The following is a 15,563-nucleotide window of genomic DNA, read 5'->3' as shown; positions in this document are numbered from 1 at the left end:
ATTAGATATAGGTGGATCTATGCAGCGTTCAGTGAGCGAATTGTTAACCCCACGCAACATTGAAGTACAAGAAGCAGGTAAAACACGCTCTAAAGTTACTCTTCAACCGCTTGAACGTGGTTTTGGACATACTTTAGGTAATGCGCTACGCCGTATTCTTTTATCTTCAATGCCTGGTTGTGCAATTGTTGAAGTAGAAATCGACGGTGTATTGCATGAATACAGCGCCATTGAAGGGGTTAAAGAAGATGTAATTGAAATTCTTCTTAACCTTAAAGGAGTTGCGATCGCTCTACACGGGCAAGATGAAGCAACTCTTACTTTAAGTAAAAAGGGACCTGGTGTTGTAACAGCTGGCGATATTCAGCTTGTTGCAGATGCTGAGATCTCGAATCCTGATCACGTAATTGCGCACTTAGATGATACTGCAGAACTAAATATGCAGATCAAAGTCGCTCGTGGTTGTGGTTATGAGCCTGCTGATGCTCGTATTGCAAGTGATGATGAGACTCGTCCTATCGGTCGCTTGCAACTGGATGCCTCATTCAGCCCTGTGCGTCGTGTTTCTTACAGCGTCGATAATGCTCGTGTAGAGCAACGTACTGACCTAGACAAGCTTGTCATTGACATCGAGTCTAACGGTACTATCGATCCAGAAGAAGCAATCCGTCGCGCGGCTACTATCTTACAACAACAGATCGCTGTGTTTGTTGCTCTTGAGAGCGAAAGCGAGCAAGTTGTTGAAGAAGAAGAAGATGAGATTGATCCAATATTACTACGCCCGGTTGATGATCTTGAGTTGACCGTTCGCAGTGCTAACTGTTTGAAAGCAGAGAACATTTATTACATCGGTGATTTGATTCAACGTACTGAGGTTGAGCTTCTTAAGACGCCTAACCTAGGTAAGAAGTCGTTGACTGAAATTAAAGATGTTTTAGCACAGCGTGGTTTGTCTTTGGGAATGCGTTTGGAAAATTGGCCACCGGCTAGTTTGAAAGACGACAGCAAGGTACTAGCTCGCTAGGTCATTGTTCCCTGACCACCGTAGTTCGGTAAGGAATTTAAAATGCGTCATCGTAAGAGTGGTCGTCACTTAAACCGTACTAGCTCGCATCGTAAAGCGATGTTCAAAAATATGGCTGCTTCTTTATTTGAGCACGAAGTTATTAAAACTACGTTGCCGAAAGCCAAAGAACTTCGTCGAGTTGCTGAACCATTGATCACAATGGCTAAAGTTGACTCCGTTGCGAACCGCCGTTTAGCCTTTGCACGTACACGTGACAAAGCTGCTGTAGGTAAATTGTTTGGCGAACTTGGTCCTCGTTACCAAGCTCGTCCAGGTGGATACATCCGCATTCTAAAATGTGGTTTCCGCGCTGGTGACAATGCACCAATGGCTTACGTTGAATTGGTCGACAGACCAGTTGCTGACGAAGCGGCAGACTCAGCTGAATAAGCCGAGTATGTAACATGAAAAACCGGACTTTATAGTCCGGTTTTTTTTGCTCTAAATTTTGTTTAAGACTTACCTTATGGCTTTAACTTCATTATCTATGAGTTTTAAAGGCATAAAAAAACCTCCCGGAGGAGGTCTTTTAGTTACTTCTATTTTTTAGTCCATCTTTAACAAGGGTTTTAAGAATCTAGCGGTATGGGACTTTGTTTCCATAGCAACTGTTTCTGGTGTGCCTTCGGCAATGATATAACCACCACCACTACCACCTTCTGGGCCGAGATCAACAATCCAGTCAGCTGTTTTAATCACATCTAAGTTATGTTCGATCACGACTATGGTATTACCATGGTCTCGCAACCTATGCAGAACTTTTAATAACTGTTTGATATCTTCAAAATGTAAACCTGTTGTTGGCTCATCTAAGATGTACAAGGTTTTGCCTGTATCTCGTTTAGAAAGTTCTTTAGAAAGCTTAACCCTTTGCGCTTCGCCACCAGAAAGTGTGGTTGCTGCTTGTCCTAGGCGAATATAGCCAAGTCCAACATCTATTAGTGTCTGAAGTTTACGAGCAATAGATGGGATAGCGTCAAAGAAGCCTCTCGCATCCTCTACAGTCATTTCTAAACATTCATGTATGTTCTTATCCTTATATTTAATCTCTAAGGTTTCACGATTATAACGTTTACCTTTACAGACATCGCAAGGCACATACACATCAGGTAAGAAGTGCATCTCTACCTTAATTACACCGTCACCTTGGCAGGCTTCACAACGGCCACCTTTTACGTTGAAACTAAAGCGACCTGGCTTATAACCACGAGATCTTGCCTCTTGTGTCGCCGAGAATAGCTCTCGCATTGGTGTAAAGATGCCAGTGTAGGTTGCAGGGTTTGACCTTGGTGTTCTACCAATTGGGCTTTGGTCTATGTCTACACACTTATCAAATAGGTCTAAACCTTTCACTTCTCCATGAGGAGAGGCTTTAAGAGTCGTTGCACCATTAAGTGCTGTTGCAGCTAATGGATATAAGGTGCTGTTAATAAGAGTTGATTTACCTGAACCAGACACCCCTGTTACACAGGTCATTACTCCTGCTGGTATTTTGAGATTAACATTTCTCAAATTGTTACCAGTAGCATCAGAAAGTTCCAAGTACTCGTTATTTTTAGCAGGAATACGTGTTGCAGGTAGGTCTATACCTAAAGTGCCATTTAGGTACTTACCTGTAATCGAATTCTTATTATTCATTATGTCCTGCGGCGTACCATGAGCGATAACTTGACCGCCATGAACACCTGCACCTGGGCCGATATCAACCACAAAGTCAGCAACACGAATAGCATCTTCATCATGTTCTACCACTATTACTGTATTCCCTAAATCTCTTAAGCGAGTTAGGGTAGCAATGAGTCTTTCATTGTCTCTTTGATGCAAGCCGATAGAAGGCTCGTCTAAGATATACATGACACCAACAAGGCCAGCGCCTATTTGGCTTGCTAAGCGTATTCTTTGTGCTTCACCACCTGAAAGGGAATCCGCTTTACGATCAAGGGTGAGATAATCCAAACCAACATTAACCAAGAAGGTTAATCTATCGCGAATTTCTTTTAGTATTTTGCTAGCAATTTCACCTTTCGCACCAGCGAGTTGCAGGTTCTCAAAATACTCTAAACAAGCTGCCACAGGCATGACTGTGATTTCTGGCAGGGTTTGCTCTTCTATAAAGACATTACGTGCCGCTTTATTTAGACGAGAACCTTTGCAGTCAGGACAAGGTTGCACGCTAATATACTGAGTTAGATCTTGGCGTACGCTATCTGATTCTGTCTCGTGATAACGACGTTTTAGGTTAGGTAGGACACCTTCAAATGGATGCGAGCGACTTATTTTGTCGCCTCTGTCATTAATGTAAGTGAATGACAGCTCTTCTTTACCTGAACCTTCCAGAATGCGTTTTTTGAATTTATCTGGAATATCTTTATAAGGCAGTTCGATATCAAAACCATAATGATCTGCTAAGGCGTTTAATTGTTGGAAATAAAAGATACTTCTACGTCCCCAACCGCGAATAGCGCCTTCCGCCAGAGTAAGAGTGTCATCAACAATGATAAGTTCAGGATCAAATAATTGATGCGTGCCTAGGCCATCACAAGTACCACAAGCACCATTTGGGTTGTTGAAGGAGAAGAGTCTTGGCTCAAGCTCTGTCAAACTATATCCACAAACTGGACAAGCAAATTTGCTGGAAAAGATATGCACATCTTTTTCATCATCCATGTTCACTGCCATCGCAATGCCATCTGATAATGCTAGGCAAGTCTCAAAAGATTCAGCTAAACGTAGTTGTAAGTCTGGGCGAACCTTGAATCTGTCTATGACGACTTCAATTGTATGCTTTTTATTCTTTTCTAACGCAGGAGCGTCATCTAGATCTACTACAAGGCCATCGATACGTGCACGAATAAAGCCTTTTGATAATAGATCACTGATAGTATGTAAGTGCTCACCTTTTCTATCTTTTACGATAGGGGCGAGTAGCATCATTTTACTGTCTTCAGGTAAGGAGATAACCTTATCTACCATTTGTGAGATAGTCTGAGCTTCTAGTGGTTCACCATGCTCTGGACAGCGTGGTTGGCCTGCACGAGCAAATAGTAGGCGAAGATAGTCATAGATCTCAGTAATGGTTCCCACTGTCGAGCGAGGGTTGTGGGAAGTAGACTTTTGCTCAATAGAAATCGCTGGGGATAAACCTTCAATATGATCAATATCGGGTTTCTCCATCATGGAGAGAAACTGCCTTGCATAAGTTGATAAAGACTCTACATAGCGACGCTGTCCTTCAGCATATAATGTATCAAATGCCAGTGATGATTTACCTGAACCAGATAAGCCGGTAATCACAACGAGTTTGTCGCGAGGAATATCTAAATCTATGTTTTTTAGATTATGAGTACGTGCCCCACGTATAGTAATGGTATCCATTAATCTTGTGCCTATTATGCTCAAAAGTGCGAATGTTAGAGAGATGGGTGAGGCTAAAAACAGTACTTGCGCATCACACAGGTCGTAAAAGAGTGAATATTATCAACTAATCTACTACTCATCTTAAATTACTGTCTATTTTTACAGTAGTTCAAATGGAGCTTCAACGGTATTTTTTGTAAAATTGCCAACCTTTGTCATTAATTTTGTTTGGTCTCCCTATTTATGGATGCACTTGAGCGTCGATCTGTCCTGGCTTTGGCCAGCGTATACCTGTTTAGAATGCTGGGCTTATTTCTTATTATGCCTATTATCAGCATTGCTGCGGACGACTTAACTGGCGCTAATGCTGCACTAATAGGTGCCGCGATTGGGGTGTATGGACTAACCCAAGCTTTGTTACAAATTCCTATGGGGATGATGTCAGACAAAATAGGGCGCAAACCTATTATTTTGATTGGCCTGACAATTTTTGCTTTAGGTAGCTTAATCTGTGCTAATGCCGATAGCATGACAAGCTTGATTGTTGGTCGAGCAATTCAAGGCGCTGGTGCGATAGCGAGTACCTTGATGGCTTTGCTAAGTGATGTCACCCGAGAACAAAATCGTACCAAGGCTATGGCGACTGTGGGCATCAGTATTGGCGTGTCTTTTATGCTGTCACTGGTAATGGGGCCTTGGCTATTTTCCATGATAGGGCTAGCAGGTTTATTCTATTTGTCTTTGGCTTTCTCTGTGATCGGCATGGGGCTAATCTTGTTCGCTGTTCCTAATGTGAAGCAACACACCTTTAAACGAGATACCACGCCTTCCTTACACGCTCTAACGCAAGTCTTTGCTAATAAGCCACTGCGCTTTATGAATATGAGTATCTTTATACTACATGCCAGCTTAACTGCGTTATTTGTAAGTATTCCTAGCTTGCTGCTAACTAAGTTTGATTTAGCGCTGGCAAATCACAGCTGGTTGTATCTGGTAGTAATGGGGCTTGCCTTTGTTGGCATGTTACCTATGGTGATAGTGGCTGAAGCGAAAGGTAAAATGAAGCAAGTGGTTAGCTATGCCATTCTAATGTTGGCGTTTGGTACCTTATTGATGGGCTTTAGCTCTTCTGTTAGCTTGTTCGCCATTACCCTTTGGCTGTATTTTGTTGGTTTTAATACCTTAGAAGCCACCTTGCCATCTTTGGTTAGTAAAGTATCTCCTGTGGGCTTTCGTGGTACAGCCATGGGCATTTTCTCAACTCACCAATTCTTAGGTGCTTTTGTTGGCGGTATTGGCGGTGGTTGGATACTACAAAATTATTCTAGCCAAACACTCTTTGTGACCGTGGCCGTGATTATGTTTATTTGGACCTTCCTTGCAACGAGACAAGCACCAACACGTCACCTAACCAGCCTTGCATTTAGTTTGCAGCACTTAGATTCTTCCCAAATAGATAAACTCGCCAATGACTTATCTGATGTGGATGGAGTAGAAGACATGCAAATCTTTAGCGACGAAAAAACGGCTTATCTCAAGGTGGATAAAAAACTCTTAGATAAAGATAAATTACTGCAGCTAGCACCCACTGTTTCAGTGTAAACTAGGGCACATATTTGGCCTTGGCCTAAAACGAATTTAGAAAAAACGAATTTGGCGTCCATTTGCTGCAAACAGCAAGTGCATAAAACGCTAAACGAATAGGAAAACTTGGAGAACGTCATGGCACGTGGAATAAATAAAGTCATCTTGATCGGTAATGCGGGCAATGATGCAGAAGTACGTTATATGCCTTCTGGTGGCGCGGTTGCAAATGTCAGCCTAGCAACAACAGAAAGCTGGAGAGACAAGACAACAGGTCAAATGCAAGAGCGTACTGAGTGGCACCGTGTTTCTTTTATGGACCGTGGTAACTTCCGCCTAGGTCAAATTGCCGGTGACTACATCAAGAAAGGTTCTAAAGTGTATGTTGAAGGTTCTCTTCGTACACGTGAGTGGGAAAAAGACGGCATTAAACGTTACACCACAGAAATCATTGCTAACGAAATGCAATTGCTAGATGGTCGTGGCGATCAAGCTGGCCAAGGTGGTTTTGACAACAATGCACAAAACGGTGGTTTTGGCGGACAGCAACAACAAGCGCCAGCAATGAACAATATGGGGAACCAAGGTGGCTTCCAGCAAGCACCTCAGCAACAAGCGCCTCAACAAAATAATGGTTTCCAGCAGCGTGCACCGCAACAACAAGCACCGCAGCAAAACCAACAGCCTCAAAATAATGGTTTCCAACAGCAAGCGCCGCAGCAGCAACAAGCTCAGCCGCAATCTTTTGGTAGCTGGGGCCAGCAACCACAACAAGCTGCTCCACAGCAAAATCAACAGCAAGCTGCGCCTCAACAGCGTGCGCCACAACAACAGGCTCAACAACGCCCAGCGGCACCAGCACCTAAGCCAGCGGCTCCAAGCTTTGATGATTTTGATGATGACATCCCTTTCTAGAGAGTCTTTCTAGAAAACCGTTCTAAGGAATGTGTTATCTGAATTCAGATTTGAAGAAGCCTCGCTAAATTAGCGGGGCTTTTTTGTAAGAGTGAAGTGTAATTAAAGCGTTAATTTTAAAAAAAATTGACCTATCAAAATCAACATTTAGTACGGGTATATTTTCTTAGCATTAAAGTAATTTAAGAAAAGGTATTAATTATCTTCGAATAGTCTTTGATATAAAAAAGTTAGCTTGAGAATTAAGAATAGAATGCTACGGCATAGATAGAATACAAGGGAGTGTAATTGCATGATTAAACCAAACTGGGACATATTCAAAGCTAAATTTTCGGAAAACCCTCAGTTCCATTTCGAATGGTTTTGCTATTTATTGTTTTGTAAAGAAACTAACCAACCATACGGTGTCTTTAGGTATAAAAATCAGTCTGCCATAGAAACTAATCCTGTTACTTTTGACGGTTATTGTTTAGGTTTTCAGTCTAAGTTTTACGAGACAACTTTATCAAGTAATAAAGCAGAGTTAATTGAAACCATAGAAAAAGCCAAACGTGACTACCCAAAACTTACAAAGTTGCTTTTGTATACAAATCAAGAGTGGGGGCAAGCTTTTCCTCGGAAAAATAACCCAACTAGAAAATCCAAAAAATCCGTTGCCCAACAGGAAATAGAAGCTAAAGCGATTCAATTAGGAATAACTCTAGAGTGGCGAGCAGCTAGCTATTTCGAATCTCCTTTTGTATGTCAGGACTGTGCAGGGCTAAGTAAATATTTTTTTATCAGTGATAACTCTTTACTTGATCTTATATGTATCCAGGAACGTCATACACAATCTATATTAAAAAGTATTAAACAGAGCATCCTTTTCAAAGGAAACGAGATATCTATTGAAAGAAAGAGTGTTTTGGCTTCGTTAAAAGAGTCATCTGCCAAAGTCTCAATAGTGTGTGGTAAAGGTGGAGTAGGTAAGACTGTTGAGGTCAAAAATTTCTATCAAGCCTCAAGTAATACACAACCTATTTTTGCGTTCAAGGCTAATGAATTTGAAGTCGAGCGATTAGATGACCTAACTAGAGGCCAGTCTATAAATGATTTCTTGAGTTTTTTTGGCGATAGTGGAAAAAAAGTATTAGTTATTGATTCAGCAGAAAAATTGATGGATTTAAATAATCAGGAACCTATCAAAGAGTTTATTGACCTAGCTGTTGAATTCGGATGGAGAATAATTTTCACAACGAGAGACAATTATTTTGATGATCTCAATCATCTTTGTCTAGATGTTCTTGGCGTAGTACCTAATAAGCTTTATGTGTCTGAGTTAACAGAAGGTGAGCTAGACATACTTGCTACTGAGCACTCATTTAAAATCCCAAGTGACCCAAGGTTACGTGGCTTGCTGAAATTGCCTTTTTACCTAAGTGCATTTCTCAAATTTTATGATGGTGATACAAAACAATCATTGGATTATACGGGGTTTAAAAAATATTTATGGAATAAGAAAATTAAGTCTGGAGAGACCAGAAGAGAGAAGATTTTTAATGAGCTTGCTTTACACAGGGCCAATTCAGGCAAATTTTATTTGCCTGTAGATAGTATCGATATAGATGCAGCTGATGCGTTATTAAGTGATGAAGTTCTAGGCAAAAAAGATACTAAATACTTTATTAGCCACGATATATATGAAGAATGGGCTTTAGAAAAGTTTATAGGCATTTTATTTGAAAACAGAGTGTCTGCTACAGAATTTTTTTCCTCATTAGGGCACTCCCTTGCTATCAGAAGAAGCTTTCGCTTATGGATATCAGAGCAACTATTTATAAATGAAAAAGAAATAAAAACTTTTATAGAAAATGCAATAGATGATAATGCAATTCAGCCAATCTGGAAGGATGAGATCATCACGGCGATTTTGTTGTCAGACTATTCGTCAACTTTTTTTGATAATTTTGAATCCGAGCTTTTGCAAAATAGTTTAGAGTTACTGCATCGCATTAATTTTATTCTGCGTATTGCTTGTAAAGAAGTTGATAATTCAATGTTTGACCTTTTAGGCCTCAAGCAAAGCGATATCGCATATTTTACTATGCCTAAAGGTGCAGGCTGGTCTGCCTTTATAAACTTTATTTTCGATAAAAAAGAAATTATCGGTTTAGAAAATTTAAAAACTTTTATTCCTGTATTAAGCGAATGGAATGGTTCAGTAAAACAAGGAGAAGCTACCCGTAAGGCTAGTTTGTTATGCCTTGAATATTACAAATGGCTTGAATCTGAAGGTTCCTATATTGGAAGAGGCAAATTTATTGACTCGGTAATTAAAACAATTGCTTATGGATCAAGTGAAATTAAAACAGAACTTGCTCTAGTAATTGATGAAGTATGTACTTCAAGAGAAAAGTCCAAAACTCCGTATGAACACCTTTCAAAAGTAATATTAAATGAGCTAAATGGTCTGCATATAGCACAAGCTCTCCCTGATAAAACATTGCAACTTGCAAATGCTTGCTGGCTCAAAGAACATCAATTAGATCCCTTTTCGAGATCGCATAAAGAGGCAGAGCATATATTTGGGGTTGTAGACGATTACGATTTTAACTACCACCCTGATAGTGCACTCCAAACGCCAATTTTTACGTTGCTTCGTTGTAGTCTAAAAGCAACAGTAGATTTTATCTTGAAATTTATAAATAAAGTGACTTTAAATTTAGTTAATCACTGCGGTGAGGATAAGTTTGACAAGCATGAATTAACCATAGGCGATAAGACGACTAAAGTTTTTTTAGATCAACAGTTCTGGGGGGCATATCGTGGTGCAGGGAATACACCTAATCTTATCAAATCAATATTGATGGCATTAGAAAAGTTTTTTTTAGAAAATGCGGAGCATTTTGGGGGAGATGATCTAGAAGCTTGGCTCAAATATATGCTGAAGAATACTAACTCCTCAGCAATATGTGGTGTTGTATCTAGCATTGTTCTTGCAAAAAAAGAGCAGCTATTTAATGTCGCAAAAATTTTATTTGAAGTTAAAGAATTTATTCATTGTGATACTGCAAGATTAGTATTTGATAGCCAGCATAAAGGCCAATTAAAGATGCTAGAGAATATGACTGGCGGTATGCAGCATGGGAAAATGTTTCACAACGAAAGAGTTAAAGCATGTGATGCTGAGCATAGGACAAATTCGCTTGAAAACCTGTGTTTTTATTATCAATTATTTGGTAAGAAAGGTGTAGTTGAAGAGACTGAAGTTCAACGTAGACAAAAAGCGATATGGGCGTTGCTTGATAGGTATTATGACGAATTAGAAGAAGAGAAAGATTCAGAAAACTCAAAATTGTGGCGTATGAGTTTAGCTAGGATGGATAGGCGAAAAATGGAAATAACTACAGAGAGGGCTGAAGATAAAGTTGCTATTAACTTTAATCCTGAGTTAGCTCCTGATCTAAAAGATATGTCTGAAAGGCATCAGGAAAAACAGCAGCAGGATTTCAAGTTTTTCCCACTAATCAATTGGTCAAGAAGCAAACTTGACAAAAGCGAAGACTTTAAACAATACGAGCAATATGAATTAAACCCAATAAATGCATTATCTGACTTAAAAGATCTTGTTGTAATATTATCTGACGAAGAAAACCCACCTTCGGAAAACTTTATACATTTTAACCGTGCAACACATATATATGCCTCAGCAGCCTTGATTAAGTATCATCACTCTGAATTGGGTGAAGATGATCTGAATTTTTGTCTAAGTATAGTCGAGGACCAACTGAAGCAGCTTTTCGATTATAACTATCGATATCAAATAAGCGATGGGATGGATGGGTGCTTTATTTTAATCTCTGATCTATTCGAGATCGCCCCTGAAAATATACCTATTTACAAATTGATACTCATTGCAGGGCTAATGAGAACTGACACTATAGCGGTGATTGGGACTCAAAGGTTTAGTGCTTTTTCTGTTATGGCAATAGTACAATTATGGAATAAGTTTGATGAAGATGTTCAAGCCATTTTTTGGGGGTATTTAACTTTATTTCCTCGTTACATTGCACTTATAGGCACTATAAGAAAAGAGTGTTTTGAGCTGGAAAAGTTTGCACACCCTGACATTTCTGGAATATGGCAAAGGCTATTTGAAGAAAATAAAGAAATTTTAAACTTTGTTGAAGCAAACAATATTGCGAAGCTTAGTAATTCTGACTATTCCAAACTTGACTTACATACTAAATCGGTGGCTATTTATTTACTACCTAATGACACTAGAAAGTGGGCACTTGATTCTTTTAAATGGTTAGTAAATACATCAGTGAATACTATTCTGGGAGATGATAGAAGTTACTCCAATGATTATCAAAGTAGACACGATTTTCTCAAAAAGTTTGCTATCTATATATTGTCAGCACAACCTTCTGATATTCCGGAGATTCTAAATCCGTTTGTAGATAACTTTAATGTATCTGAAGGGGCAGCAGATTTGTTAGAGGAAATAATTTCAAGCCAAGATGGTCAGGCTTCATGTGAAAATTTTTGGATGATCTGGGGTTTATTTAAACCTAAGATTATTCAATTAGCTCAATCTGATCGCTTAAACTATCGTTTTGAAAAAGTAGTAAAGAATTATTTGTTTGCACTACCTTGGTGGAAGCAAGATGCAAAAAACTGGAACTCGTTTAGAGAAAAAGATGCCCGTTTCTTTAATGAAATGGCCGATAAACTTTCAAATGATCCATCAACATTGTATTCGTTTGCAATGTTATTAAATGGTATTGGTGGTAGATATGCGCTTCAAGGGATTGCCTGGCTAGCTAAAATTATAAAAATCAAAAATAAGTCATCGAAATCAGATGTAGATGATAATACTTTATATTATTTGAATGCATACATGAGAAAGTTTATGTATAGAGAAAGAAGTAAAGTACGCAGCTCTCCTGAACTAATGTCAAATACATTGGTTATTCTGGATTATTTAATTGAACAAGGGGAAGTATCTGGATATTTAATGAGAGAAAGTATTGTATAACTAACTTAATGATTAAATGATATTTCTTTGTTTTTTATGTACTAGAGCGCTTCGCTTTAATTGAATTAAAAAGCCTCGCTAAATTAACGGGGCTTTTTTGTGTTTGAAATATTTAAGAAGTAAACAAGGTAAGAGAGTGTTGTTAGCAAAGTGTTTTAAATAAGGCAGATATCAAACCATGCTAATTTGGCTTTCTCTCCACAGCTACATAAGCACCTTTGAAAGTCATGGCGACCTGATCACCTTGTTTGACTTCGATTTCTAGATTGAGACGACCACGGCCTTTGTTGTCGAGGAAAGACATAAATGTGGTTAAGTCTGTTTCATCCGGCAGGCAAGTCTCGGCATAAAAATCATCTGTGATAGGGGCGAGATAGTTGATCTGGCTATCTCGGATCATAACATCACAATCTCGACCTTGTTCACGTAGGTAGAGAGTAGCCAGTGCCCAACCACATAAGGTTGCAACCGTAGAAAGAGAACCACCAAAGCCCGTACCTTTATCATTCACATTAGGTGTTAATGCCGCTGGCATTTGCAGTGACTGACCATCATAAACAAGATCACCAAAGCCCATATGATTAATCAGCGGGATTTGTCCTTTTAGCCAAATAAGAAACTCGTCGGCGGTTTGCTGCTGGGTCATATTCGTCTCCGTGAATTATCTTGGTGAAATTGAGTCTGTAGGCTAAGTTCTATCAATTAATTAGTGGACTTGAAGGCTTCTAACTGAGCTTTAGTAAAGTCCTGCAGGTAGCTAATTAATTCTGCCGATGCATTCAAGGCAGTGTCTTTATCCGAGAGAAGTAGGGCGTTCATCTGTCTGATATAAAGGTCTGTACAGTAGGCTTGGTCCTTCGCTGTGGCGTAGTAGCACCAAAAGCGTCGTGAGAGCGCTTGGGTGGTTTTGATCGAGGCAAGAATAAACTCATTTTTAGAAGATTGAGCCAAGATATGGTGCATTTGGCGTAAGACATCCATAAAACCATTTCTGTCTTCAGCATCGAGCTGGGTGAGAGTCATGATGACCTTTTCCACTTCCCTCTTGTCAGCTTCGTTCATTCTATCAATGGCTTTATCAATACATAGATTTTCAATTAGAGATCTTGGCTCCAGCAGTTTGAGCATAGTTATAGGATTAAGCTCAGGAATGACAACGCCAGCACGGGATAAGCGGACTAGGTTTTCATTGGCCAGCTTCATCAAGGCTTCACGTACCGGTGTACGACCTAAGTTGAGAAACTCACTGATTTCGGTTTCTGTCATAACAGAGCCCGGTTCAATGAGGCAATCGACAATTGCTTCTTCTAACTTCTCTGCTGCAACTTCTGCTTTCGTTCTTTTCTCTAACGGGTTGTGCATGATTGAATAATATCCCAGTTTAGCTTAATGCCAAGGCCATCTTGTTCTTTATCTATTGTAACCATGCCATCCTGATCAATGCTATAAGGATTTTTGATTAGGTGTTGGCGCAACAGAGATGGGCTGGTGGAATATTCAAGAGGCTCTTGTTTGTTCTGGGTTGATAAAAAGTGGCTGTTTACTGCAATTGTGATGTCTGTGTTATAGGCATGAGGCACGATACGTTTGTTTTGTTTATTCATTAAACCCCTTAGCTTGATGACTTCGCTGACTCCTCCGAATAGGGTGATATCCGGTTGAGCGATATCAAATGCCTGTTTTTCTAAATAGGGTAGAAACTCTTTGCAGGTTGTCATGCCAAGGTCACCAACACCTATCGGAATATGAGTTAGCTGTTTTAAGGCAATGTGATCTTCAAGGTTTTCTAAGTTAAATGGCGCTTCTATCCATTTAAAATCTAATGCCTCTAAGGTACTAAGGAAGGGTTTTAATTGTGCTAACGAATTGAATTCTAGTGCCACATCTAGCATTAATTCTATATCTCGACCAACTAGGTGTCTCAGATAATTAAGGTTGGATCGCGTTTTATCAAAGTCGCTCCACCAAGGCTCAACACAAATTTTAATTCGCTTCATACCTTTTTCTAACAAGGGCATGATTTGAGCTTTGATGCCGTCTTCGGTATCCGCTAAAGGATAAATGGTGGCATAGGCAGGTAATCTTTTATGCTTACGTTCACCAAAGTAATGATGTAATGGGGCTTTATTGAGGCGTGAAAATAGGTCCCAAATAGCAATATCAAGCGCACTAATAGCGTGAATAGCAGCGCCATTACGTCCATGCCAATAACTACCTTGATACATTTTTTGCCAAAGACGTTTCGGGTCATCTAGGGCTTCGCCTATTAACAAAGCGGCAAGACCTTGAGATAGATGGTTATAGCTTGGCGCTTCAATGAGAGCTTTAATCATTTGCGGAGGTGAGTCGCTTTCACCTATGCCATACATGCCATTGTCTGCTGTAACAACAACCACAACATTTTGGTAGCTACCCTCAAAACGAACAAAGTCCGCTTGAGGGTCTTGTAAGCAATAAACGTCAATTTTCTCGATACGATTTAGCATGAACTTAACCTAAAGATTGAACTCTTTGCTTTGATAGATGAAAGGCTCGATCTGCTCCCAATCTAACTCTACTCCTAACCCTGCTTCAGTTGGGGCTTGGATATAACCATCTGTATCAGGTCTAAATACTTGTTTAGCACCAAACTCATATTTCTCATAAGGGGCAGCTTGTTCAAAATAATGGCAGTTATTGTGGGCTAGCATAATATGAAGGTTAGCTGCTTGAGTTAGGGTATAACCCCATGACTGCACTTCCGCTATTCGGTTTAGCCCCTTGGTAAATTGCATCACTTTATTGGCATTAGTAAAACCGCCAATGCTTGTAACATCAAAACGGCTTCTATCCCAGCAACCTTCTTTCAAACCATACTCAATAAGTGAAGGGTGAGGGAGGCTATTACCACCGCTGATAACATCTAAATTAAGACGTGAAACCAATACCTGATAGCCAGTGAAGTCTGAATCAGGCAGGGGTTCTTCGAAGAATTCCCACTCGTATTCATCAAGTAGTTGTCCCATTTTAATGGCTTCTTCTAGGCTGTAATTGGCGTCAACATCAAGGCTCCAACCAATATTTTTACTGCCAAACTCAGCTTGTAGCGCTTCAACTAGCTCTCTATCGGTTTGATAAACACAAGGGGGATGAATTTTAATGGCGTTAAAGCCTTGTGCTAGCATCTCGTGGCAATAATCTAGGTATGCCTCTATGGTACTGAATACAGGGCTAGACGCATAAGCACGAACTTTTTCTTGTTCTGCTCCTAGCATCTTATAGATAGGTAAGCCGAGAGATTTAGCTTTAGCATCATGTAGCGCAATATCAAATAGGGAGCTGGATATATGTTTAAGTGGCACATATTTCCCCTGCATATCTTGATGAATTTCAGGTATCTCATCCAAATGACGACCTAGAATAAAAGGTGCCATCAAAGAAGCGCTATGATACGCCGTTTGGTCAAATTCATGTTCTGTATAAGTGGTCAGCCCTGCGATACCTTCTAGACCATTATCAAAAGTAAGACGAGTTACTATCATTGCTTCACTCATAGGCCCTAGAAAAGAAGACCAACTGATCTTCTTTCCATTTGGGCCTATCGCGAAAAGCTCAATTTTTTTCACAATAGGCGCAGACATA

The 15,563-nt window shown here is 39.8% G+C and carries 10 protein-coding genes; 5 read left to right on the top strand and 5 right to left on the bottom strand.

Annotated features, from left to right (window positions below):
• Positions 1-19: 19 nt before the first annotated feature.
• The gene (rpoA, locus tag TW85_RS23570; protein ID WP_009836288.1) at positions 20-1,024 is read left to right on the top strand and encodes a DNA-directed RNA polymerase subunit alpha; all 1,005 of its coding nucleotides are present in this window, start codon (positions 20-22) and stop codon (positions 1,022-1,024) included.
• Positions 1,025-1,066: 42 nt separating this feature from the next.
• A complete protein-coding gene (gene rplQ, locus TW85_RS23565) occupies positions 1,067-1,456 on the top strand; it encodes a 50S ribosomal protein L17 (protein ID WP_009836287.1) in 390 nt (129 codons plus the stop codon).
• 156 nt (positions 1,457-1,612) lie between these two features.
• On the opposite strand, the gene uvrA is transcribed toward rplQ, so the two are convergent.
• On the bottom strand, positions 1,613-4,441 hold the full coding sequence (gene uvrA / locus TW85_RS23560) for an excinuclease ABC subunit UvrA (RefSeq protein WP_046019611.1): 2,829 nt from the start codon (positions 4,439-4,441) through the stop codon (positions 1,613-1,615).
• Positions 4,442-4,666: 225 nt separating this feature from the next.
• On the opposite strand from uvrA, the gene TW85_RS23555 reads away from it, so the two are divergent.
• The 3 genes from TW85_RS23555 (at position 4,667) to avs4 (ending at position 11,942) form a co-directional block, all read left to right on the top strand.
• Positions 4,667-6,025, top strand: coding sequence for an MFS transporter (locus tag TW85_RS23555; protein ID WP_046019610.1), 1,359 nt, complete (start codon positions 4,667-4,669; stop codon positions 6,023-6,025).
• 120 nt (positions 6,026-6,145) lie between these two features.
• Complete coding sequence (gene ssb, locus TW85_RS23550) at positions 6,146-6,922, top strand: single-stranded DNA-binding protein (protein WP_046019609.1); 777 nt, start codon at positions 6,146-6,148, stop codon at positions 6,920-6,922.
• A 292-nt stretch (positions 6,923-7,214) separates the two neighbouring features.
• The gene (gene avs4, locus TW85_RS23545; RefSeq protein WP_046019608.1) at positions 7,215-11,942 is read left to right on the top strand and encodes an AVAST type 4 anti-phage nuclease Avs4; all 4,728 of its coding nucleotides are present in this window, start codon (positions 7,215-7,217) and stop codon (positions 11,940-11,942) included.
• Positions 11,943-12,123: 181 nt separating this feature from the next.
• Here the strand turns inward: avs4 and TW85_RS23540 are convergent, their stop codons facing one another.
• The 4 genes from TW85_RS23540 to TW85_RS23525 are packed head-to-tail and all read right to left on the bottom strand — an operon-like array spanning position 12,124 to position 15,562.
• Positions 12,124-12,588, bottom strand: coding sequence for a YiiD C-terminal domain-containing protein (locus TW85_RS23540; RefSeq protein ID WP_046019607.1), 465 nt, complete (start codon positions 12,586-12,588; stop codon positions 12,124-12,126).
• A 56-nt stretch (positions 12,589-12,644) separates the two neighbouring features.
• Complete coding sequence (locus tag TW85_RS23535; RefSeq protein WP_046019606.1) at positions 12,645-13,304, bottom strand: GntR family transcriptional regulator; 660 nt, start codon at positions 13,302-13,304, stop codon at positions 12,645-12,647.
• Positions 13,289-14,428, bottom strand: a complete 1,140-nt coding sequence (locus TW85_RS23530) for a mandelate racemase/muconate lactonizing enzyme family protein (protein ID WP_046019605.1) — start codon at positions 14,426-14,428, stop codon at positions 13,289-13,291. Before TW85_RS23530 ends, TW85_RS23535 begins: the two co-directional genes overlap by 16 nt.
• 9 nt (positions 14,429-14,437) lie before the next feature.
• Positions 14,438-15,562: an enolase C-terminal domain-like protein gene (locus tag TW85_RS23525; protein ID WP_046019604.1), complete on the bottom strand. Its 1,125-nt coding sequence runs from the start codon at positions 15,560-15,562 to the stop codon at positions 14,438-14,440.
• Between the last annotated feature and the right edge of the window lies 1 nt (position 15,563).

It is taken from the genome of Marinomonas sp. S3726, from assembly GCF_000967665.1.
Taxonomy (GTDB): Bacteria; Pseudomonadota; Gammaproteobacteria; order Pseudomonadales; family Marinomonadaceae; genus Marinomonas.
Note: the sequence above shows the minus strand (reverse complement) of the source record. Positions and strands in the feature narration are given on the sequence as shown.

Coding starts and splice junctions, on each gene's coding strand:
- rpoA (WP_009836288.1), top strand. CDS start 20: ATGCAGCGTTCAGTGAGCGAATTGTTAACCCCACGCAACATTGAAGTA.
- rplQ (WP_009836287.1), top strand. CDS start 1,067: ATGCGTCATCGTAAGAGTGGTCGTCACTTAAACCGTACTAGCTCGCAT.
- uvrA (WP_046019611.1), bottom strand. CDS start 4,441: ATGGATACCATTACTATACGTGGGGCACGTACTCATAATCTAAAAAAC.
- TW85_RS23555 (WP_046019610.1), top strand. CDS start 4,667: ATGGATGCACTTGAGCGTCGATCTGTCCTGGCTTTGGCCAGCGTATAC.
- ssb (WP_046019609.1), top strand. CDS start 6,146: ATGGCACGTGGAATAAATAAAGTCATCTTGATCGGTAATGCGGGCAAT.
- avs4 (WP_046019608.1), top strand. CDS start 7,215: ATGATTAAACCAAACTGGGACATATTCAAAGCTAAATTTTCGGAAAAC.
- TW85_RS23540 (WP_046019607.1), bottom strand. CDS start 12,588: ATGACCCAGCAGCAAACCGCCGACGAGTTTCTTATTTGGCTAAAAGGA.
- TW85_RS23535 (WP_046019606.1), bottom strand. CDS start 13,304: ATGCACAACCCGTTAGAGAAAAGAACGAAAGCAGAAGTTGCAGCAGAG.
- TW85_RS23530 (WP_046019605.1), bottom strand. CDS start 14,428: ATGCTAAATCGTATCGAGAAAATTGACGTTTATTGCTTACAAGACCCT.
- TW85_RS23525 (WP_046019604.1), bottom strand. CDS start 15,562: ATGTCTGCGCCTATTGTGAAAAAAATTGAGCTTTTCGCGATAGGCCCA.